The organism is Solitalea longa, from assembly GCF_002920915.1.
Classification (GTDB): Bacteria; Bacteroidota; Bacteroidia; order Sphingobacteriales; family Sphingobacteriaceae; genus Solitalea; species Solitalea longa.
Genome location: NZ_PQVF01000009.1, coordinates 132,235 through 152,611 on the forward strand (window position 1 = coordinate 132,235; position 20,377 = coordinate 152,611).

Consider the following 20,377-nt stretch of genomic DNA (forward strand, 5'->3'; position numbering starts at 1 on the left):
ATTTGCTGACTTGAAAGGAAAAGTAATTAAATCAACCGGTAGCTGGTACAATGTATTAGGCGAGGATGGCAACAGCTACGATTGCCGTATTAAGGGTAAATTCAGGATTCAAGGTATCAAAAGCACCAACCCCGTCGCTGTTGGCGATGTTGTTGATTTTGAAATGGAAGCGGGAGAGCCAACTGCTGTTATTACTTACCTTCACGACCGCGAAAATTATATCATCCGGAAATCGGTAAATCTTTCCAAACAAACGCAAGTAATAGCAGCTAACATGGATCAGGCCATTTTAGTTGTAACACTGGCCTCACCGCGTACATCGCTTGGCTTTATTGACCGCTTTTTGGTAACTGCTGAAGCTTACCATATTCCTACTATTCTGGTTTTTAATAAATATGATATTTATGATGAGGCGGATAAGGAGTTTTTGGAACAAGTGGAAGCGATTTATAAGAATATAGGTTATCCTTGCTATGAGATCTCGGCTTTAAATGGATATCATATTGAGCAGATAAAAGATCTGATCAAAGACAAAACCACACTTTTCTCGGGGCACTCGGGCGTTGGAAAATCATCTTTGATCAATGCTATTTTCCCCAATAAACAATTGAAAACGGCAGCTATCTCAGAAGCGCACCAAAAGGGCATGCATACCACCACTTTTGCCGAAATGTTCCAGCTTCCCTTTGGCGGTTTTGTGATCGACACACCCGGAATACGTGAGTTAGGTGTGGTTGATATTGAACCGGAAGAACTTTCTGGATATTTCCCGGAAATGCGCGAATTTATCCAACAATGTAAGTTCAACAATTGCACTCATGTTCACGAACCAGGCTGTGCGGTTTTAAAAGCAGTTGATGAGGATATCATCGCCCCTTCCCGCTACGACAGCTATGTAAGTATCTTCCACAATTTCGATTCAAGAGCGTAATCAGTCTCCAGTACTCAGGCAGTCACCACTTACCAGTAGGCAGTCAGCAGTATTGCTATGGACTATGGAATATCGTCTATGGACTGTGGACTGAAACTAAAAAACTGTAGACTAAAATATTTTTTATATATTCGCATAAAGTAAATAGTCTATAATCTCTATGGGAAAAGTAGAATTTGAATCAGAAGTAATAATAATACCGGGTTTGAACAACTCCGGAGATAATCATTGGCAAACGCATTGGGCAAATAAACACGGATTTAAGCGCATAGAACAGCACGATTGGGATAATCCTGAAAGTGAGGAATGGATAAGTTCGCTTGATGAGCAATTAAATCAACTGAATGGTAAACCCATTATTTTAGTGGCGCATAGCCTGGGATGTATTGCGACGGCTTTATGGGCTCAAAATCCTTCTCGAAAAATAAAGGCAGCATTGCTGGTAGCTCCAGCCGATACAGAGGCAAAGGGGATACCTAAAGAAATTAAAAGCTTTAAACCAATTCCACAAAAGCCCCTGCCTTTTAAATCAATTGTGGTGGCTAGTACCAACGATAAATACATTTCATTGGAAAGGGCGAACAACCTTGCCCAAAATTGGGGAAGTGAGTTTATTAATGTAGGAGCTGTGGGTCACATCAATTCCGACTCAAATTTGGGCGAATGGGAACTTGGCCTCGAGTTGTTAAAAGAACTCGACAGATATTAAAACGGAAGTCTTGCGGAATATACAACTAAATAGTCCATCACAATTGTGATGGGCTATTTTAAATAGCTGAGAAAAACCTATCTTCTGCTAACAAAATCTTTTAAATAGCTGCACTCACTAACTGCCTTGGCATAAAAAGGCGTTGTTGAATAATTCTTCTTCAAATCAGCGAAATACTTATTGGTAATCAGCAATTCATAATACCGTTCTGCTGCACGATTATTTCTTTCCATCCAGTTATCGGCATTATCGGGCACGGTTGGATACATAATTCTTGAACTAAAGCATTTTGCTGCCATAAATGAACACTTGGCTTTAAAGTTTTGATCAACGCTAAGCTTTTGCGCCTTCATATAGTATTTTTCGGCCGTATAGTTATAAAAGTAATCTTTTAAATAAGGCAGATCTGCTGTTAGATAATCCCTATCAGTAACCGACCATGAGTAATTTACCAACAACCACGAATTGCCATTATAGCTCATATTATAAAATCCATTGGCCATTTGGTAATAGCAGAAAGCGGCATTCTTGGGATCATCCTTTGCTTTTTTCTCAAAGGCAAGCATCGTTTGGGCAAATGTTAATTTGGTAAATTTCTTCGTGTCCCGTTCAGTTGGAGCATGCGTATCATTAATTAAATCGACAAAGGAATTGGCTGCCAAATAGGTTTTATAAGGGTCTTTTTCGAAATAATTAGCAGGAAGCTTTTTAAAGGCAGTAATTGCTTTTGCAAACTGATGCTCACGCAAATAAGCCGTTCCCTGCAATTCATTCATGAAATTACTACCCAAAACAGAAAACGTAGTGGTCATTAATTGTTCAAATCCGGTTTTATTGGCTTTGGCATTTAGCTGCATAAGTTTTTCAATATCTGCAGCGTTCATGGCGTTACGGAGGTAATCAATAGCTACCGGCAGTTGCCAGGCATAGGCATTCTCCTCTTCTGCTTTTTTAATACCAGGCTCGGAGATCATCTCACTCTGCAAATAACAAAGCGTCGCTTTAACTCTATCGTTTTGCTTTTCGTATTTGGGTGCCAAAATGGTAAGCATTAGGTATCTGTTGATCTTTGCAAATGGAACATCAGAAAACAAATCATTTGTCTTCTGATCAAGCTCAGCCTTACGTTTTTTATCCAGCCACTGAAGCGACGGAAATATCTTTTCTTCAAAGGTTGCATCAATTTTATCCTGCTCATTAATAGTGATCAAAAGGCGAAGCACTTCAAATTGATCCTTTACTTTGGGTGACATTTTCATACTTTCAGCCTGCGTTAAAATCGCTTTTGCTGATTTCAGATCGCGTTGCATGAATTTGAGGTAAGCCCCTGAGATTTTCCAAAGGGCAGGTTCGTTAACCTTTCTCTCCGAAGAAACCAATTCACAAAACCTAAACAGGCTGTCGGCATATTTCCCTTCAACCTCTAAATAATTAGGTTCAGCAGCACTTGTAGCCTTTAATAGCAATGAATCTTTCTTATTCGACTGCATTAATTTAGGTGATAAGTAGGAAGCTTCGAGCTTTGAGATCTCACGAACCAGCAATACATCCTGGCACTTGGCCTTGGCATCGTACTCATAAATTTCTTTCATCTCCGGTAAGGCATGACCGCTATTTCCCAGTGTTTCAACCGCAAGCAAATCAGCCTTTTCTGTACTATTCTTACATAGTGGTAATGCCTGCTTGTAATTGTATTTATTGTATACCGACAAATAGCCCACATTTTGATAAGCGATGATGCGGTTGTTATTGCATTCGCTAAACACCCTCGAAAATAAATAAGCGCTTTCGGGATATTTGCCTATTACACGCAATGCACCGGCTTTTAAGGCCAGTGTCCAATAGTACACAGAACTTTGCGATTGATTAGGAGTTACGTAAGTATCGAAATACTGAATACATCCTTCAGAATCACCACTATAATGTGCCAAACGACAGATCTGGTAACCATAGCGAAGCTTCAGGAATTTATCTTTCTTGATTTTAGCAACCTGCTGAATACCTTCTTTAATCAGCGCATACATTGAATTAGCATCAGGCTTCACCGGCTCCCATTCGCTATATTGGGTATTCACATAGGGCTCGCAGGCTTTAGCAAAGCTCAAATAAGTGAGCGCATCCGCATTTTTCTTTTTTGCCAATTCAACAACAAAAACATTCTTACGCAAGCTATCAGGCCATTCAGTTTCCTTTTTATTCTTTATGAGCTCAAAGGATTCGGAATTGTTGGTATAAATTGCCCGATAAACTGCTGAATCAGGCATCGACTCAACTCCTAAATACTTTTTCCATTCAGCGATATTCTGGTTATAGGGGTCATGTGGCTCGCTGTAATCATACAGGGTTTCATAGGCGATGTAATAAAAAGGCTTATAATCCGGATCTCCGGCAATATGATTATTGTAGAATGTAATGTGGTCATCGTAGGGATCAACCCATCCTCCGCAGGCAATACCATAAATTACAGTTCCGGTAAGTAAAACAAAAACGCTACCTAAAACTATGGTATATTTTTTCAAGTTCATTTGTATGATAGTTTTTTAAAATAGATGAATCGAGATGAAATAAAATAACACGGACACTATCTGAATTAAGCCTCCTTGAACAAAACTGAGCGGCATCTATTACATCATTTGCCGCATAGTTTTCGTCACGTACAACCTCGCCTTTTTTAAGTGAATATCCATTCAAATTTACATCATAAAGCACTTTATACAGCCTTTCGCCATGCTTTTCGAAATATTTTTTATTCCGAAAATCAGCATTTTTAAAGCCACGCATCAATCCTGCAAAAAGCTCATTTCTAAATAAAACCGACCATGAAAACAAAGGAAGCGCAACATCAAGTTTTAAAGGATAATGATTCAATCTGGCCAAAAAGTCTTCGATAGCCTGCAGGTCAAGTATGGAGTTATGGTCGCCATATTTCTTCAAATCGCCCATATTATAGCACATTAACAAGCCTTTATCAACCGGAGGTATTCCGGTTATTTCCTGGTATTTCACCTGGTGCATCCGAATAGTAGCTGAAAGCTTTTTGGCTCTTAAAAAAGGATGCTGTTTGATCTTCCGCAGCAATTGAAAATACCGAAACATTGTTTGTTTGGTCCAATCACAATCAATCTGAATTTCAGCCGGCTGAATAGTCTGTAATTCACATTGCTTTTGAACAAAGTGCATGATATTAAAAGCCAGTTCTTCAACACCAGCGCTATCAACTTTTAACAATGTTTTATTGGTGATGAAGACAACCGGAATAACTGCAACTGCAGCAGGAATGGATTGATTAAATGTTGTTGGAGAAACCGGAACCGGCTTTTTGCGCGCTTCATCCCAGTCAACATCAAAAAACCGTATATATAAATGTTTGGCGTTTAAAGATTGAAGAGCCTGTGTTTCACTTTGGTTTAGTTTGAAAGATGTTTTCCAGTAGTAAAACGCTGGTTCTACAAAATGATGTTTATCGCTTTTGCAAGCAGAAATAAAAAAGATAAAGACAAATAGATGTAAGGTAAAACGCAATGAATTCATTTCTGTAAAATTAGAAAGACTTCGGCAGGTGACAAATAAAAACAGGAAGCAATTGACAACTGCTTCCTATCCTACACTAAATCACTATTAATTTTTACTTGAACTGACGAATTTAAATGTAAAGCCTGCTCCGAAGATCTCTTTAAACTGTAATTGCGGACGATAAGCTGTTTGGCCGGAGTTATTAGTATATGGAAAAGTCGTATCATCATCATAGATCATCTGGATACCGAAATTGGCTGACACGAAATTATTCACCTTCAGAAAAATGTTCATGGTATAATTGATGTCCACATTTTGAGGGTTCTCCAAATAATTGGAATACAAAAGCAGCATATGTTCCAGGTTAATATTTTTCATGATCTCATCTTTGCGGTAAGCCTGCAAATTAAAACCGAACTCATACCGGCTTTTCTTCCCTACATCAACCCCATATGCTCCGATCGAAGAGAGATAATCATTATTAACAAATGTTATACGCGAAGCCAGCGGTGAAAAATTCACTTTCCAGTTATCTGATTTTTTATAACTAATTCCCGGACCCAAGCCCAGGTAAGCAGGTGCAAATGGTCCAGAAATTAAGGTTCGGGTTCCGTCGGCATTATAATTATAGCCATTGGCAAACTGACTCTGCAGGCTGGTAAAAAAAGAGGCATACCAGTATTGCTTTAGCCTATAACCAAGCAAACTGTTTAGAAAATAGCGATCATCGGTTTTGCGAACACCAATATCATTTTGCTTACTTAAGCCATAGCCAATTAAAACATGATTATCCCAGTTCCAACGGTCTTTTTTATAATTAAAATTATAGTCGAGTAATAAAGAACCCGCCAGCGAATTAACACCACCTGCCGCCCAATTGCTAAATGAACTTTGGTTGAACAGTAATGAATTTTGCCCGCTGATGGTCCATGTTTTCAAGGAATCAGGCCGATTTGGATCTTCAGGCACCTTTTGATTAGTAACCTGGGCCGATAAAAAATGGGGAGAAAATAAAATAGCGAAGAGCAGAGTAGCGTACCTATTCATAAGGGTAAGGTTTTACCTGTTAAGTTAATTATTTCAATAGAAATTTAATCGGCCTGATTGTTCACAAAAAAAGCCCTGTCTTTTTGAGACAGAGCTTGCGCTTTATTATGAATTTAAAATTAATAACTCATCAGTTTTTTAATCGATTCGTCCAGCCTTGCTTTGGCCAGGAAATTATCTTCCAAGGCTTTATTCATCGGAATTGCCGTATCCAAACTAGCGCAACGCATTACAGGGCTATCTAAATAGTTAAATAAATGCTCGCCAATGTAAGCCGCAATTTCGGCTCCAATACCACAGCAAAGCGTATCTTCATGCAGTATTAGCACCTTTCCATTTTTCTTTACGGTTTCAGTAACTGCTTCTACATCCCATGGCAAAAGCGTGCGAAGATCAAGTACATCGGCCGAAACTTCCGGATTTTCTTTCAGGTAATCCAGCGCCCAATGAACGCCCAAGCCATAAGTGATGATCGATATTTCATTACCCTCATTTACCAGTTTAGCTTTACCAATTGGTGTTGTATAATAATCTGTTAGGATCTCTTCAGAAATTGCACGATATAGATATTTGTGTTCAAAGAAGATAATCGGGTTAGGATCTTCAATAGCCGAAGCCAGCAAGCCTTTTGCATCCGAAGGGAAAGCAGGGTAAACTACCTTTAATCCCGGCGTTTTTACAAACCAGGCCTCATTGCTTTGCGAATGGAAAGGACCTGCACCAGTTCCGGCACCTGTAGGCATACGAACCACCACATCGGCATTTTGCCCCCAGCGATAATGACTTTTAGCCAGGTTATTGATGATTTGATTAAATCCGCAGGTAACAAAATCGGCAAACTGCATTTCCATGATCGCCTTATACCCATTTATTGACAAACCCAAAGCCGCCCCCACTATAGCCGATTCACAAAGTGGCGTATTGCGCACCCGCCCTTTACCAAACTCCTCAACAAAACCCTGCGTAATTTTAAATGCTCCACCGTATTCGGCAACATCCTGACCCATAATTACCAGGTTGGAATGACGTTGCATAGCAAGGCGCATCGCATCAGAAATGGCATCGAGGTAACGCTTCTCCGCTTTCATGTCCGAAAGAGGCTCTATCTGTTCCTCTTTTGTTGGTGCATACATATCGGCAACCTCAACTGCCGTATCGGCAACAATATCGAATTCCGAGAATGCCATGTCTATCGCATTATCAATATCTATCTTATTCCTGATCTTCAGCTCACCCACATAATCCAGGCTGATAACCCCCTGTTGTAAAAGATAATTTTCGAAGTTGAAAACAGGATCTTTTGTCCGCCATTCATCCATCAGTTCTTTAGGAACATATTTGGTTCCTGAGGCTTCTTCGTGACCACGCATTCTGAACGTCATACACTCAATAAGCACCGGGCGTGGAGTATACCTGATTTCTTCAGCCACCTTGCGAACGGTATCATAAACTTCGAGCACATTGTTGCCATCAATCTTGTAACCCTGCATTCCATAACCGGCGGCACGGTCAACTAAACTTTCGCATTTATATTGTTCAGCCGTTGGTGTTGAAAGGCCATAGCCGTTGTTCTCAATAATAAATATAACTGGCAGGTTCCAAACCGAAGCAACATTCAAGGCTTCGTGGAAATCGCCTTCACTGGTAGCTCCTTCGCCTGTAAAAACCAGGGTAGCTCTAAAGCGATTCTCCAGCCTGTCGGCAAGGGCAATTCCATCGGCTATTGCCATTTGCGGACCCAGATGCGAGATCATCCCCACAATTTTATGCTCTTGTGTTCCAAAATGAAACGAACGATCACGTCCTTTAGTGAAACCACTCATTTTACCTTGCCATTGCGCCACCAGTTTTTCCAAAGGAATACCCCTGCTGGTGAAAACACCCAGGTTTCGGTGCATTGGCAAAATATATTCATCGTATTTCATGGCCATGGTGGCCCCTACAGAAATAGCCTCCTGTCCGATACCCGAAAACCATTTCCCCACTTTTCCCTGTCGCAAAAGTATCAGCATTTTTTCCTCAATCATCCGTGGACGCAAAAGGTTCTTATACAGTTCAATGAGCGTTTCATGTGAGTACTGTTTATGATCAAATTGCATATAAACAGTGTTTTCTAAGGTTTCTATAGATGGTTCCATGGTTGACTAATATGAAAATTAATTTTTGAATTTTTATCGAAAGTTCTTTTAAATAATTTTCGAATCAGCAGCAATTTCGTCAAACCGCTTCTTGAATTACGATACTAAAAGAGGCTATTGATCATCAGGAATCATTCGTTTTTTAATTGCAAAACAGGAGAATATTTAAAACAGAACATCTAAGCCCTATCTTTGTTCATGCCTGTTTATGAACTTTCCGACGAACTTATTTTCCCTCATCCCTTATTAGCCGAAGAGGACGGTTTGCTTGCTTTTGGTGGCGACCTTAGCCCTGAGCGACTGTTGCTCGCCTACCGCAACGGCATTTTTCCCTGGTATACCGATGAAGATCCCATACTGTGGCATGCTCCAAATCCTCGTTTTGTACTTTTCCCAAAAAACCTCCGGGTTTCAAAAAGCATGCAACAGGTTATTCGGTCCAATAAGTTTACCATTACTGTTGATACCGCTTTTGAACAAGTAATTGCCAGCTGCAAATACATTGTAAGAGAACATCAACCCGACACCTGGATAACCAAGGAAATGCAGCAAGCCTATATTCAGCTGCATAAGTTAGGTTTTGCCCATTCAATTGAGGTCTGGCAAAATGACGAGCTCGTTGGTGGATTATATGGAATAAATTTAGGAACGGTATTTTTTGGCGAATCGATGTTTCATGAGGTGAGCAATGCCTCAAAAGTGGCTTTTATTTACCTAATTCAACAAATTCCCTTTTCCATCATCGATTGCCAAATGGAAACCGAGCATCTAAAAAGCCTTGGTGGTCAAAACATTCCGCTCGAAGATTTTCTATTAATCTTAGAAGTGGAGGCTGAAAAAGATTGTCTGTTGTAATTGTTAAACTGAAGAATTGTAATAAATGGCTAAATTGTTAACTAGCTAAATTGTAAGACAAGGGATGAGAGGAATAATTGCTTAACCTTATATTCTTGGAAGTGAGCGCTACACGAACACTTCCAAGAACCGAGAGATTAATATGATCATTCTTCGAGGAACCAAAATATATAAGTGCAGTCTGAACATACGTAACAAACTGCTGATTTATTTGCCCAATCGAGATTAAAAAATGAAGCAGTAGCAGTATTAAGCTGGGCTTCTCTGGAATAAAATAAGTGGTTTTGGCAAATAGGGCAAGTTAATTTCTTCCCCTTTATTTGAACAGGCTCAGGCGTTGTCTTCGAAAAAATACTCATAATAAAAAATATCAGTTAATAATTCAGCTAACCGCAAATTAAGTAGATTTAGGTTGCAAAGCGAAGCCTAATTGCTGATGCATTGTTAAAAAATCATAGTGATTCCAAGCTTCCGCAATTTGGCCATCTGCTATCCTTACCATACAAAGACCCGCAAATTCTACTTTTTTGCCACTGGCCACATCAATAGCAGTTACTTTGCAAAGTGCACTTTCCATATCATCTTGTGAAATTACATCTTCAACCGTTACATGGACCTCATTAAATTTCTCTTTAAAATCATTAAAGAATTGTTTAAAAGCTTCAACGCCTCGCATTTGCCCTTCAGGACCTATACCATTAGCTATTCCATCAGTTGCAAACAATTTGTCAATAGAATCTCTACGGCCTTGATTCCATACTTCATTGAACCATTGGTAGAGTAGCGAAGTTTGGTGATTACGCATATGTTTAAAATTTAGAGTATCTAAACAGGTTGATAAGCATGGAGATAATATTGATGAAACTGGCGTACTAACGGTATGGTTGTTGACCTGAGGGACTTTTGATGCGCTGTTCTAACCCGGTTTCAGGCCTGACGTTGCTTAAATAAATATAATAAAAAAGCGTGGGGCATCATTCACCGCGCTTAAATTTCCTGATTCAAGCCAACGTCTACAATCCCACTTTCCTGCTCCCTAAAATCCAACTTTTCCACATACCCTTTTTCTTTTATCAAACTCAAACCCTTTTACCCATGAAGTACTTGCATTTATCAATTTAATTATATAGCATTGTGATATCAAAATGATATTAACTATTTACCACAATGAACGAAAAAATTAAAACACCTATATCAGGCTTTGCCATGTTAGGTTTCGCGGTATTATGTTTGGCTGGAACAGCCTTTTCATTTACCCAGGGCATTATTCCACTAGGAATTCTGCTCTTTTTTGTAGCCATCATTTCATTTATGGGCATTATTATTATCAATCCCAACGAATCGCGTGTACTTACTTTTTTTGGAACTTACGTTGGCACCGTAAAGGAAAACGGTTTATTCTTTGTAAATCCTTTGTTTAAAAAACAATCAGTTTCTTTGAGAGCCAGGAACCTGAATGGTCAATCGCTAAAGGTTAATGACAAAATGGGTAACCCTATTGAAATTGCTGCGGTAATTGTTTGGCAGGTGAACGATACTGCTAAAGCAACTTTTTCGGTGGATAATTACACCCAATACGTAAACATCCAAAGTGAAGCCGCTGTGAGGCATTTAGCCGGCAGCTGTCCGTATGATAATCTTGAAGATGAAAATGCCACTTTAACCCTGCGTGATGGGGCCGATAAAGTGAACGAAATGCTGGAGAACGAACTTAACGAACGTTTGGCTCCTGCCGGCATCACCGTTTTAGAAGCAAGGATCAGCCACTTGGCCTATGCTCCTGAAATTGCCGGTGCCATGTTGCAGCGCCAACAAGCTACTGCTGTGGTTGCCGCTCGCAAACAAATTGTTGAAGGTGCCGTGGGAATGGTGCAAATGGCGCTTGAAAAGTTATCGGAGCGAGAAATAGTTCATTTAGATGAGGAACGCAAAGCGGCCATGGTGAGCAATTTATTAGTGGTTCTTTGCGCCGAAAAAGCGGTCAGTCCGGTATTAAACGCAGGAACTCTTTACAATTAAGAATCAGTAGTTAATAATTAAAAATGGCGGCAAAAAAAGCCTTTGTTTTACGGTTAAATCCTGAAATGCTAAAAGAGCTGGAAAGATGGGCTGCAGCAGAATTCCGCAGTGTGAATGGCCAGATCGAATACCTATTGCATGAAGCGATCAAAAAGAACAATAAGAATTTTAAGCTAAAAGACGAGAACGAGAAAGAAGCTTGATACAGTCTCAAGTCCTCAGTCGGTGGTCTGCAAACTTGCACCTTCTGACTGAGGACTTGAGACTGCTTATTTACCGTTATTTTTATGCAGCTCTCGCCATTGCTCATTAAATGACTTTTGAGCCATCGGAGGCAATTCGCGTCGTTTACCCCAGGTTTTATTGGCAAATTTCTTCAGAAAGAAGGCCTTCCATTTTCCGCCCAGCATGTTCATGAAACTACGCTTCATCATCCCCTTTTTCCAAAAATACCAAGTCCACATTTCGGATTTTGTCGCTAAATTTTCATTCACCGAATCTCTTCTGTTCAGTAATAGCATTTTATGAATATCAATATGAACCGGACAAACTTCGGTGCATTTACCACACAAACTCGAGGCATAGCTTAAATGCTTGAACTCTTCCATTCCGCTCATATGCGGGGTAATGATGGAGCCGATAGGACCGCTGTAAGTGGTTTCATAAGAATGGCCACCAATGTTTTTATAAACCGGACAACCATTTAAACAAGCACCGCAACGTATGCAATACAAGCCTTGTCGCTGTTCTTTTTGCGCCAATAAATTAGTACGTCCATTATCTAACAACACCACATACATTTCATCGGGTCCATCCATTTCCTCAGGCTGCCTTGGCCCACTGATAATGGAATTGTAAACCGTCATATTTTGCCCAGTGCCGTGTGTAGCTAGTAAAGGCCAGAACAGGTCAAGGTCGTAAATGCTTGGAATAATTTTTTCGATCCCAACAATAGCAATATGCACTTTAGGAAATGTGGTAGAAAGACGCGCGTTTCCTTCGTTTTCGGTTAAACAAACACTTCCGGTATCGGCAATTAAAAAGTTACCCCCTGTAATGCCAATATCAGCAGTTACATATTTATTACGCAGCAGTTCGCGGGCTTTTTGGGTAAGCTGCTCCGGTGTTGAATCGATGGGTGTCCCAAATCGTTCGTGAAACAGTTTGGCAATATCTTCTTTAGAAAGGTGCATTGCCGGAGTAACGATGTGATATGGTTTTTGTCCCAGTAATTGAACTATATATTCGCCTAAATCGGTTTCAAGCGCCTCAATGCCATGGTGTTCAAGAAATTCGTTCAGTTCAATTTCTTCAGTGGTCATAGATTTCGACTTGACCATTGTTTTGGCGTTGTGCTTTTCGAAAATGGCAAGGATCTCCTTATTAGCTTCAGCGGCATTATTGGCCCAAATGACCTTTCCTCCCTTACGGGTAAAGTTAGCTTCAAATTCGATCAGGTATTTTTCGAGATTTTCGATCGTTCGCCATTTGGCGATATTGGCCTTTTTACGGGAGTTTTCGAGATCAAAAAACCTTGAAATACCATTAGCTACAGCAGTATCGTATTTGGTGATGTTGTAATTGATCTTACGACGATGTTCAAGATCAAAAGCCTTAATTTCGGCATCGGTGAGAAATTGCGTTGAATGCTGACTCATGCAATCAAAAATAAATAAAATGAAAAATAATTAACATGTATAAAACCCTCTTTTTATGCACAATACGTGGTAATTATTCAAGCTTATAAATTTTGATATTGGACACGCAAGAACTACCTTTGAATAGCTGTAAATCAGCAGTTTACAAAAATGTCTGCCGCTCCTAAACAACTCAGCCCACAAAAATGGGTAATTATTTCGGCCATTGGGTTCGTTCTCTTTCTAATGGCAGCCATCCTTTTTTCTGTTTTAGCTTCGCAATTCAACAACATCTCTTTAAGCGCTTATTTCTTTTTGCTTGTAATCATTGCCCTGTTAGCGGCCTCATTTTTAGGAGGCGCCTTACGGTCGCGGGCAAAATATAAAGGCAAGGCATACGGCGGCACCCTTGAAATAACCGGACCGGCAGTTATTTTTTTCCTGCTCCTTTACCTGGGTTATAAATATCAGCCAACCCCTTCTTCCTTCAGCTTAATCTTAACTATTTACGAGGTTGGCAATAAAAACAAACCAATAACAACAGGAGAGGTCACGCTCATTTTTAATGATTTTAGAGATACCAAAAGTTTGAACAAAGAAGGACAGGTTCTTTTTGCTCAACTGCCGGCTGCACAAAAAGGCCAGGACGTAATTGTGCTCGTAAACGCAGACGACCATGAATCAAAGGAGCTTAAAATTACCATTCCGCTGGATGATCATCCGGTAATTAACATGGGTTTGGCCAAAAAGCAAGCCTTCGTTTCTGTTCACGGAACCGTATTTTCTCACAACGGCGAACTTGTAAAAAACGCTTTGTTAAACGTCAACGATGGATTAGCCGAAGGAATCTCTGACCAATTAGGGAACTTCAACTTCAGGGTTCCATTAAAAGCCGGAACCGAAGTTAAACTTCGGATTTACAAAGACAATAAAATAAAGTTGGACGAAAACATCATTCTTTCGGATGAAGTTTCGATGACTTTTAGGATTGATCAATAATCATGAAACTGCTCGTTATTTTTTTCCTGATAATGATATCCCAGGTAAACATCAACCATGTGAAAGGACAAACCACGCAAAAATTCAAAGGGCATATCATCCATAACAACAATAAAGTATTAACACCTTTAGAAGTGCGGGTTGAATCCTATTTAACTACCACAAACAGTTCGGGATATTTTGATGTGGCATTACCTGCTGAGCTGACACAGATTCGTATTGAAATAGCGGATAAGCGCTATATGATCCTTTATCCAATCAATGGCAGGGTATTGATTCCCAAAGATCCTAAACTAGTAACTGATATTATTATTGCCGATTTGAGTGAGGATAAAACACTCTCTGCTTATATCAACTATTCGAGAAGGATCGAGAAAAGTGTTGGAGGCAATTCTGAAGAAGTACGGGCCTTAAAAAAACAACTGGATTCAGTGACCACACTGTTAACCAAACAATACAATTTAAAAGAGGCCGATCTACGCTCGGCACTTGAACTTCAAAAGGGAAGAGAAAAAACCTATGCTGAACTGTCGGAGTTGCTAAATGTATATGTAAACGAGGCCAAAGACCTGGAAAATGCCTTTAAATATGTTGCTGATTATGCCTTCCAAAACCAGGATGCACTTAAGCAGCTGATTGATGCTATTAATTCCTACAATGCGGCTTATGAGAAGCTTAATACTGTTCATCAGCAATATTATACCTCTATAAAAAGCAATTGGCAAAGTGATGAATTGGCGGAGAACTATAACAACCTCACTGATTTTGCGTTGAACGACCTGCACAAAAGCAAAATACTGCCTCTTAATACTTTATGTCGATCGATAAATGATTATGTGAACCGGGGAAAGAAGGATGACAACTTTAAAATACAGATACTCAATCAAATACAAATGTCGGTAAGTAGTTTAAATCAAAGCATCCAAGTGCTAAACGATAAGACCAATGTATTGCTTACCAAACTTCAGGCTAAAATAAACCCCTTGCCAACCGAGTAGAGCCTCGACTGTCAAGCAATTATAAAATTTAAAATTGACAGAAAATGAAACTCCTGAAAAAACTCCCGATCATAACCATGATAGTGGTTATGGCGCAACAATTAAGCAGCTGCGGAGCAGAAGCAGTGGCAGCACTGTTTATTCCGCTAATTTCGGCCAAAACATGGACGGATCAAGCTGATGATCAACATACCTTTTTCTTTAATGTTGATACCGAAGGAAAATCCAAAAGCAATTTTATCGGAAATGAAAATATTGAAGGTAATCAAGATAGGTTCAGCGGTTACTATGATGAACATTATATCGAATTTACCTATACTGAAATTAACTCATCAGATGCCACAAAATTGGGTGCTAAATACACCGGTAAAATAGAAGATCAAAAGTTAATACGATTGAAGACCAATAAGGGTAAAGAATTAGTGCTGACAAGTAACTGACTTTACGAATATTTCATTTAATCAGCTTTATTAATAAAACTTTTTTACAGATGCACTTGCTATTATTCTTTATTTACATTATGTTGGTAATAATTTAATTTAGTTACTATTATCTAAATCACCTGCTTTCTCTATTAATTTTCCAAACTGAGAATATAAATATTGCCATAAATTTTCTTTAAGAAAGGTATTACTTAAAGCGCTCCGTTTAACATTATGCAGAATGTGTCGATACTTTTCGAACAAAAATTGGTTGTATTGGCTAAAAGGTTTTAATCATGGAAAACAGTTTAGCAGACCTCAAAGTGCTTTTAGTGGAAGATCAGCCGATAAACCAGTTTCTGGCGGTTTCCATTTTACACAGCTGGAAAATAATGGTTGAAGTAGCCGCGAATGGACAACTCGCTATTGAGAAATTAAACAGCGTTAATTACGATTTAATTCTGATGGATATTCAGATGCCTGTACTTGACGGGCTTTCGGCAACCAAAATCATCCGGCAGGAATTAAAGCTCAGCACCCCCATCATTGCTTTAACTGCCGATTCATCTAAAATTGGGGAAGAATATTGCCAGTCGATAGGAATGAATGGCTATTTGACTAAGCCTTTTCAACCTGATATTTTATATGAGAAAATGTATAGTCTGATTTATCAGTACAGTTAAGAATTCGTTGAAACTTTCCTGAATTATCATAAAAAGGGGGCCTTTGCCCCCTTTTTATTATCTGTTTGACGGAAAATCATTTTTTACATCCACTACGGGACGTTTATCTGCATTTGCCAGGTTCCAGGCGGTTGTAAAAATCAGCTTAACACGTTTAGCCATAAGGTTAAAATGGATCTTTTCCACTTTATCGCCAGGCTGGTGATAATCCTCATGAACACCATTAAAATAAAAAATCACCGGAATACCATGTCTTGCGAAATTATAATGATCGGAACGGTAATAAAAACGATTCGGATCTTTAGGATCGTTGTATTTATAATCGAGTTTAATGTTTACACTTTCGGTATTTGCTACTTCGCTAAGCTTATGTAAATCGGTGCTCAACTTATCCGAACCAATCAAATAAACGTAATTGGTATCTACTAAATGGGCATTGTCGATACGGCCAACCATGTCGGTATTTAAATCGGCAATAGTTTTATCCAAAGGAATTACGGGATTATCGGAATACCATTGAGAGCCCAATAAACCTTTTTCTTCACCGGTAAAGGTTAAGAAAAGAATACTCCTGCGACTGCCCTTTCCTGCTTTTTTTGCTTCAGAAAAGGCCTGCGCCATGGCCAGCACGGAAGTTGTCCCTGAGCCATCATCATCGGCACCATTGTTAATCTTTCCATTTATAATTCCAATGTGGTCGTAATGCGAAGAAAGCACCAAAACTTCGTCCTTCAGATCTGTTCCCGGTAAAAAACCCATAACGTTCATGGCTTTCACCGGTATTTCATTCATTTTAAAAGTAAGTTCGAATTTTTGATTTACAACCGCCGACTGTGGTTTACCGCTGGCTATCAGTTGAGCCATCAATTCCTCTACAGTTTTGCCTTTAGACTTCAATAATTCGGCGGCTAATTCTTCCGAGATATAAACTACCGGGGTCCGCGAAGGCATATTTTGCTTGGTGGCAAAGTCGATACTTTTAGCCTTAATTTGTGAAGCATAATTCGCCATTGATGCTCTTAAATTCGGATAAACAGCAATGATCAGCCTAGGGTGCATAGCCTGCAGATCGCGCAACTTTTTACGAGGATCTAATGTATAATCAGAAAAACCTTGCTTACCGGTAATTAGACTTTTACCTGTCTTATCCATCGGTTCGCCATTTAATATCAGGACCACTTTGTCGGTTACATCAACTTTGGCAAAATCATTCCACAACTGATCGTTAATACCGTAGCCAGCAAAAAGAAAGTTCGATTCCTTAAAATTTAATGATGGAGGCATACTGCTACCTGTCACCAAAAAATCTTCAGCAAACTTAAAAACCGTTCCATTTACAGTTATAGCTGCATCGCCAATTGATTTTTCAACTAATGGAACCGATTGAAAATAGGATCCATTAACCGGCGCTTCCAATCCAAAAGACTTAAACTGGGCCGCGATATAATCGGCAGCAAGTAATGAACCTTTTTGGCCTGTTTCACGGCCTTCAAATTCATCAGAAGCAATAATTGATAAATGTTTTCGAAGTAATGGAGCATCAATGTTCTCAGCAAACTTACCTGCTACCGACTGCGCCGAAGCAATGCCGCAAGCTGCCATAAACAATAAGGCAAACAAACTTATTTCTCTCTTCATTAGTTTATAAATTGAAGGCTAAATGTAATGCAAAAAAGGAGGATCGCCCAAATTCAGGGAGTCCTCCTTTTGTAACTTTTATAATGGTTGTATTAAACGCAGTCGATTTTATTAACGCGGTTTGCGTGACGACCACCTTCAAATGGAGAAGCAATAAACTTCTTCGCAATTTCTTTCGCCTCATCTAATGAAACAAAACGGGCAGGAATACAAACCACGTTAGCATCATTATGACCTCTGGCCAACTCAGCCAGTTCCGGTTTCCAGCAAATGGCCGCTCTAATACCGGCATGTTTATTAGCGGTAATAGCAACCCCATTAGCGCTGCCGCAAATTAAAATACCCAAATCAGCCTCTTTTGCCAATACCGATTTTGCAAGCGGATGCACATAATCAGGATAATCAACTGAATCGGTTGAGAATGGGCCAAAATCTTTTGTTTCAACGCCTTCAGCTGCCAATGCTTCAATTAAGGCTTTCTTGTACTCATAACCGGCGTGATCGCCTCCTAATGCAATTTTCATTTTTATTGTTTATTTAAGGTCTACCCTAATCCCAAGGAAAAGAGATAGATCGGTTGTTACTTTTATGAACCATGGACCATTAACCATGGACTTTCAATTATTAGCTATTATAAAACTCCGCTTCTTTCTTTGCCCTGTTTCTCGCTACTCCTGCAGATACTAAAATACTGATTTCGAACAAGATAAACAGCGGAATAGAAACAATGGTCTGGGTCATCATATCAGGACTTGGAGTAATAAAAGCCGAAACAAGCAGGATCAGCACCACTGCGAAACGACGGTTACTGCGCAAAAACTTAGGCGTAACCAACCCTATTTTAGAAAGAAAATAGATAACAATGGGCAGTTCAAAGGTTAAGCCGCAACCAAGTGACAAGGTTCCTACCGTCGACAGGTATGAATCCAAGGAGATTTGGTTAATAATTTCGGCACTTACCGTATACGAGCCCAAAAAGTTGATGGTAAGCGGAACGATAATGAAATACCCAAACAGCACTCCCAAACCAAACAACAATGAAGTGAAGAAGATCAAACCATTAGCATACTTGCGTTCTTTATCAGCTAAAGCCGGTTTAATAAATCGCCATAACTCCCAAATGAAATAAGGGAAAGCAAGTGCTAAACCTACCAAAATAGATGACGTAAGGTGAATCATAAACTGACCGGCAAGCTCGGTGTTCATGATCACAAAATTGATCTTATTAACACAAAAATCAGGAATATTATACTTACTGGCAACCTCGCACATTTTACGGTAGGTCCAAAAATCAGTATTCTTTGGCCCGAGTATCACCTTATCAAAAATGACCTCTTTATAGCTGAATGCTATTCCGGTAAAAACTGAGATGGCAATGACAGAACGGATAAGGTGCCACCTTAATTCTTCAAGATGGTCGAAAAACGACATTTCCGACTCAATGGTATGCTTATCCTTTAAAACGTATTTAGTAATGAGGTTTTCTCGCCTGCTATTATCAGCCATGTAAAATTATTGAGCTGCAAAAATACTTAAATCAATGAATTTTGAATGAAGTTATTTAGATCAGCTTTTTCTAACAAGCAGGCTGGATTTACATGCTCAATGTTTTGTTGTTTAGGTACAGTTTGGTGTTAAGCGTTTTAGATTGAAACTCGGTTACAGGGTATTTACTTTCGATAAGTTGGATGAGCAAGTCGGTGGCAAGCCTGCCCATTTCAAAAGCAGGTTGACGAACACAGGTTAACGATGGGTCGAACAGTTCAACCACATCGGAATTAGAAAAACCTGCAATTAAAATGTCTTTGGAAAGCGGATTAAACTTTTTAATAGCTGAAAGACAACCCACACTCAGACGGTCGCTCGATACAAAAATTGCTTCGGGTTTATCGCGTCCGGTAACCAACTGCTTAACCGCTTCTTCCACCTCATCGTATTTGCGGCCCCCATGATGGCAGTACTGCACATACTCTTCATTAAATGCAATTCCATGTTTTTCCAAAGCCGCTTTATATCCACTCATGCGCTCTTTGGTGATCGACAAGTGTGGCGCATTGCCCAAATGAGCAATCTTTTTAACGCCGTTTTTTATCAGTAACTCGGTAACATCAAAAGATCCCTGGAAATTGTTGGCCGTTACCTTATGCGTGTTGATTTCATCAATTACACGATCGAAGAAAACAATTGGCAAGCCCTTGTTATGCATTTCGAGGATGTGCGCATAATCGGTAGTTTCGGCAGCCATTGAGATCAGCAAACCATCAACCGAACGGTTGGCAAGGTGCTTAACGTTGATCACCTCACGCTCAAAGGAATCGTGGCTTTGCGAAATGATAACGTGATAACCCTTATCGTAAGCAATAGACTCCACTCCATTGATCGCCTGCGAAAAGAAATTATTGGCCACTTCGCACACTATCACACCAATGGAATAAGTTCTTCTTTCTTTCAAACTTAATGCAATAGGATTAGGCTTGTAATTGATCTTTTGAGCATAATCCATCACAATTTTCTTTGTTTCCTCACTGATCTCGTAGCCGTCTCTTAAAGCTCTGGAAACAGTTGAAATTGAAAATCCCAATTCCTTGGCAATGTCCTTTATGGTTGTTGGTTTAAACATGTTGGTTTTCTGAAATCATTTAAGCATTGCAGAACACAACAATAGGATTATTATTGTGATTTTTGAATAATAATAGTGATATTTTTTTTACCCGAAGGAAATTTATCTTCTTTGAAAAACATAAAGCCGCCCCAGATTAAGCTGAGACGGCTTTGTTGTTATGACTAC

General features: G+C 39.5%; 19 protein-coding genes. 9 read left to right on the forward strand and 10 right to left on the reverse strand.

Translation table 11 applies throughout. The annotated features are described in order from the left end of the window. The first annotated feature begins 10 nt into the window (after window positions 1-10). Entirely contained in the window at window positions 11-931 is a 921-nt protein-coding gene (rsgA, locus tag C3K47_RS13790; protein WP_103789731.1) for a ribosome small subunit-dependent GTPase A, read from the forward strand. A 160-nt stretch (window positions 932-1,091) separates the two neighbouring features. After that, the gene (locus tag C3K47_RS13795) at window positions 1,092-1,640 is read left to right on the forward strand and encodes an RBBP9/YdeN family alpha/beta hydrolase (RefSeq protein WP_103789732.1); all 549 of its coding nucleotides are present in this window, start codon (window positions 1,092-1,094) and stop codon (window positions 1,638-1,640) included. Between the two features lie 77 nt (window positions 1,641-1,717). On the opposite strand, the gene C3K47_RS13800 is transcribed toward C3K47_RS13795, so the two are convergent. The 4 genes from C3K47_RS13800 to C3K47_RS13815 all read right to left on the reverse strand — a co-directional run bounded on the left by C3K47_RS13800 (window position 1,718) and on the right by C3K47_RS13815 (window position 8,338). Then, the gene (locus tag C3K47_RS13800) at window positions 1,718-4,165 is read right to left on the reverse strand and encodes a hypothetical protein (protein WP_103789733.1); all 2,448 of its coding nucleotides are present in this window, start codon (window positions 4,163-4,165) and stop codon (window positions 1,718-1,720) included. Beyond that, window positions 4,131-5,171, reverse strand: coding sequence for a hypothetical protein (locus C3K47_RS13805; RefSeq protein ID WP_103789734.1), 1,041 nt, complete (start codon window positions 5,169-5,171; stop codon window positions 4,131-4,133). Before C3K47_RS13805 ends, C3K47_RS13800 begins: the two co-directional genes overlap by 35 nt. An 87-nt stretch (window positions 5,172-5,258) precedes the next feature. Continuing rightward, complete coding sequence (locus tag C3K47_RS13810) at window positions 5,259-6,200, reverse strand: DUF3078 domain-containing protein (RefSeq protein WP_103789735.1); 942 nt, start codon at window positions 6,198-6,200, stop codon at window positions 5,259-5,261. 119 nt (window positions 6,201-6,319) lie between these two features. Continuing rightward, window positions 6,320-8,338, reverse strand: a complete 2,019-nt coding sequence (locus tag C3K47_RS13815; protein WP_243392556.1) for an alpha-ketoacid dehydrogenase subunit alpha/beta — start codon at window positions 8,336-8,338, stop codon at window positions 6,320-6,322. Between the two features lie 198 nt (window positions 8,339-8,536). Here C3K47_RS13815 and aat point away from each other — a divergent pair, with 198 nt between their 5' ends. After that, complete coding sequence (aat, locus tag C3K47_RS13820; protein ID WP_103789736.1) at window positions 8,537-9,193, forward strand: leucyl/phenylalanyl-tRNA--protein transferase; 657 nt, start codon at window positions 8,537-8,539, stop codon at window positions 9,191-9,193. Between the two features lie 397 nt (window positions 9,194-9,590). Here the strand turns inward: aat and C3K47_RS13830 are convergent, their stop codons facing one another. Next, window positions 9,591-9,998, reverse strand: coding sequence for an ester cyclase (locus tag C3K47_RS13830; protein ID WP_103789738.1), 408 nt, complete (start codon window positions 9,996-9,998; stop codon window positions 9,591-9,593). Window positions 9,999-10,360: 362 nt separating this feature from the next. Between C3K47_RS13830 and C3K47_RS13835 the strand changes: the two genes are divergently transcribed. Beyond that, window positions 10,361-11,212 carry an SPFH domain-containing protein gene (locus C3K47_RS13835; RefSeq protein ID WP_103789739.1) on the forward strand — a complete coding sequence of 284 codons (852 nt, stop codon included), beginning with the start codon at window positions 10,361-10,363 and terminating at the stop codon, window positions 11,210-11,212. 23 nt (window positions 11,213-11,235) lie between these two features. Then, window positions 11,236-11,415 (forward strand): ribbon-helix-helix domain-containing protein, encoded by a 180-nt coding sequence (locus tag C3K47_RS13840; protein WP_103789740.1) that lies wholly within the window; start codon window positions 11,236-11,238, stop codon window positions 11,413-11,415. Between the two features lie 66 nt (window positions 11,416-11,481). Here C3K47_RS13840 and C3K47_RS13845 read toward each other — a convergent pair whose 3' ends face one another. Further along, entirely contained in the window at window positions 11,482-12,870 is a 1,389-nt protein-coding gene (locus C3K47_RS13845) for a LutB/LldF family L-lactate oxidation iron-sulfur protein (RefSeq protein WP_103789741.1), read from the reverse strand. 150 nt (window positions 12,871-13,020) lie between these two features. Here C3K47_RS13845 and C3K47_RS13850 point away from each other — a divergent pair, with 150 nt between their 5' ends. From C3K47_RS13850 to C3K47_RS13865, 4 genes are all read left to right on the forward strand, one after another. Beyond that, window positions 13,021-13,848, forward strand: coding sequence for a hypothetical protein (locus tag C3K47_RS13850; RefSeq protein ID WP_103789742.1), 828 nt, complete (start codon window positions 13,021-13,023; stop codon window positions 13,846-13,848). A gap of 2 nt (window positions 13,849-13,850) precedes the next feature. Beyond that, window positions 13,851-14,846: a hypothetical protein gene (locus tag C3K47_RS13855; RefSeq protein WP_103789743.1), complete on the forward strand. Its 996-nt coding sequence runs from the start codon at window positions 13,851-13,853 to the stop codon at window positions 14,844-14,846. A 44-nt stretch (window positions 14,847-14,890) separates the two neighbouring features. Beyond that, window positions 14,891-15,286, forward strand: coding sequence for a hypothetical protein (locus tag C3K47_RS13860; protein ID WP_103789744.1), 396 nt, complete (start codon window positions 14,891-14,893; stop codon window positions 15,284-15,286). A gap of 278 nt (window positions 15,287-15,564) precedes the next feature. Beyond that, window positions 15,565-15,951, forward strand: coding sequence for a response regulator (locus C3K47_RS13865; protein ID WP_103789745.1), 387 nt, complete (start codon window positions 15,565-15,567; stop codon window positions 15,949-15,951). Between the two features lie 57 nt (window positions 15,952-16,008). Here C3K47_RS13865 and C3K47_RS13870 read toward each other — a convergent pair whose 3' ends face one another. From C3K47_RS13870 to C3K47_RS13885, 4 genes are all read right to left on the reverse strand, one after another. Continuing rightward, window positions 16,009-17,589, reverse strand: a complete 1,581-nt coding sequence (locus C3K47_RS13870; RefSeq protein WP_103789746.1) for a M28 family peptidase — start codon at window positions 17,587-17,589, stop codon at window positions 16,009-16,011. 92 nt (window positions 17,590-17,681) lie between these two features. Next, window positions 17,682-18,113 carry a ribose 5-phosphate isomerase B gene (gene rpiB, locus C3K47_RS13875; RefSeq protein WP_103789747.1) on the reverse strand — a complete coding sequence of 144 codons (432 nt, stop codon included), beginning with the start codon at window positions 18,111-18,113 and terminating at the stop codon, window positions 17,682-17,684. A gap of 100 nt (window positions 18,114-18,213) precedes the next feature. After that, a complete protein-coding gene (gene tatC / locus C3K47_RS13880) occupies window positions 18,214-19,095 on the reverse strand; it encodes a twin-arginine translocase subunit TatC (protein WP_103789748.1) in 882 nt (293 codons plus the stop codon). 88 nt (window positions 19,096-19,183) lie between these two features. Continuing rightward, window positions 19,184-20,209, reverse strand: a complete 1,026-nt coding sequence (locus C3K47_RS13885) for a LacI family DNA-binding transcriptional regulator (RefSeq protein WP_103789749.1) — start codon at window positions 20,207-20,209, stop codon at window positions 19,184-19,186. Window positions 20,210-20,377 lie beyond the last annotated feature (168 nt).

What these genes read in the sequence shown, in the direction of transcription:
- C3K47_RS13795 (WP_103789732.1), top strand. Translation starts at nt 1,092, where the DNA reads ATGGGAAAAGTAGAATTTGAATCAGAAGTAATAATAATACCGGGTTTG.
- C3K47_RS13800 (WP_103789733.1), bottom strand. Translation starts at nt 4,165, where the DNA reads ATGAACTTGAAAAAATATACCATAGTTTTAGGTAGCGTTTTTGTTTTA.
- C3K47_RS13805 (WP_103789734.1), bottom strand. Translation starts at nt 5,171, where the DNA reads ATGAATTCATTGCGTTTTACCTTACATCTATTTGTCTTTATCTTTTTT.
- C3K47_RS13810 (WP_103789735.1), bottom strand. Translation starts at nt 6,200, where the DNA reads ATGAATAGGTACGCTACTCTGCTCTTCGCTATTTTATTTTCTCCCCAT.
- C3K47_RS13815 (WP_243392556.1), bottom strand. Translation starts at nt 8,338, where the DNA reads ATGGAACCATCTATAGAAACCTTAGAAAACACTGTTTATATGCAATTT.
- aat (WP_103789736.1), top strand. Translation starts at nt 8,537, where the DNA reads ATGCCTGTTTATGAACTTTCCGACGAACTTATTTTCCCTCATCCCTTA.
- C3K47_RS13830 (WP_103789738.1), bottom strand. Translation starts at nt 9,998, where the DNA reads ATGCGTAATCACCAAACTTCGCTACTCTACCAATGGTTCAATGAAGTA.
- C3K47_RS13835 (WP_103789739.1), top strand. Translation starts at nt 10,361, where the DNA reads ATGAACGAAAAAATTAAAACACCTATATCAGGCTTTGCCATGTTAGGT.
- C3K47_RS13840 (WP_103789740.1), top strand. Translation starts at nt 11,236, where the DNA reads ATGGCGGCAAAAAAAGCCTTTGTTTTACGGTTAAATCCTGAAATGCTA.
- C3K47_RS13845 (WP_103789741.1), bottom strand. Translation starts at nt 12,870, where the DNA reads ATGAGTCAGCATTCAACGCAATTTCTCACCGATGCCGAAATTAAGGCT.
- C3K47_RS13850 (WP_103789742.1), top strand. Translation starts at nt 13,021, where the DNA reads ATGTCTGCCGCTCCTAAACAACTCAGCCCACAAAAATGGGTAATTATT.
- C3K47_RS13855 (WP_103789743.1), top strand. Translation starts at nt 13,851, where the DNA reads ATGAAACTGCTCGTTATTTTTTTCCTGATAATGATATCCCAGGTAAAC.
- C3K47_RS13860 (WP_103789744.1), top strand. Translation starts at nt 14,891, where the DNA reads ATGAAACTCCTGAAAAAACTCCCGATCATAACCATGATAGTGGTTATG.
- C3K47_RS13865 (WP_103789745.1), top strand. Translation starts at nt 15,565, where the DNA reads ATGGAAAACAGTTTAGCAGACCTCAAAGTGCTTTTAGTGGAAGATCAG.
- C3K47_RS13870 (WP_103789746.1), bottom strand. Translation starts at nt 17,589, where the DNA reads ATGAAGAGAGAAATAAGTTTGTTTGCCTTATTGTTTATGGCAGCTTGC.
- rpiB (WP_103789747.1), bottom strand. Translation starts at nt 18,113, where the DNA reads ATGAAAATTGCATTAGGAGGCGATCACGCCGGTTATGAGTACAAGAAA.
- tatC (WP_103789748.1), bottom strand. Translation starts at nt 19,095, where the DNA reads ATGGCTGATAATAGCAGGCGAGAAAACCTCATTACTAAATACGTTTTA.
- C3K47_RS13885 (WP_103789749.1), bottom strand. Translation starts at nt 20,209, where the DNA reads ATGTTTAAACCAACAACCATAAAGGACATTGCCAAGGAATTGGGATTT.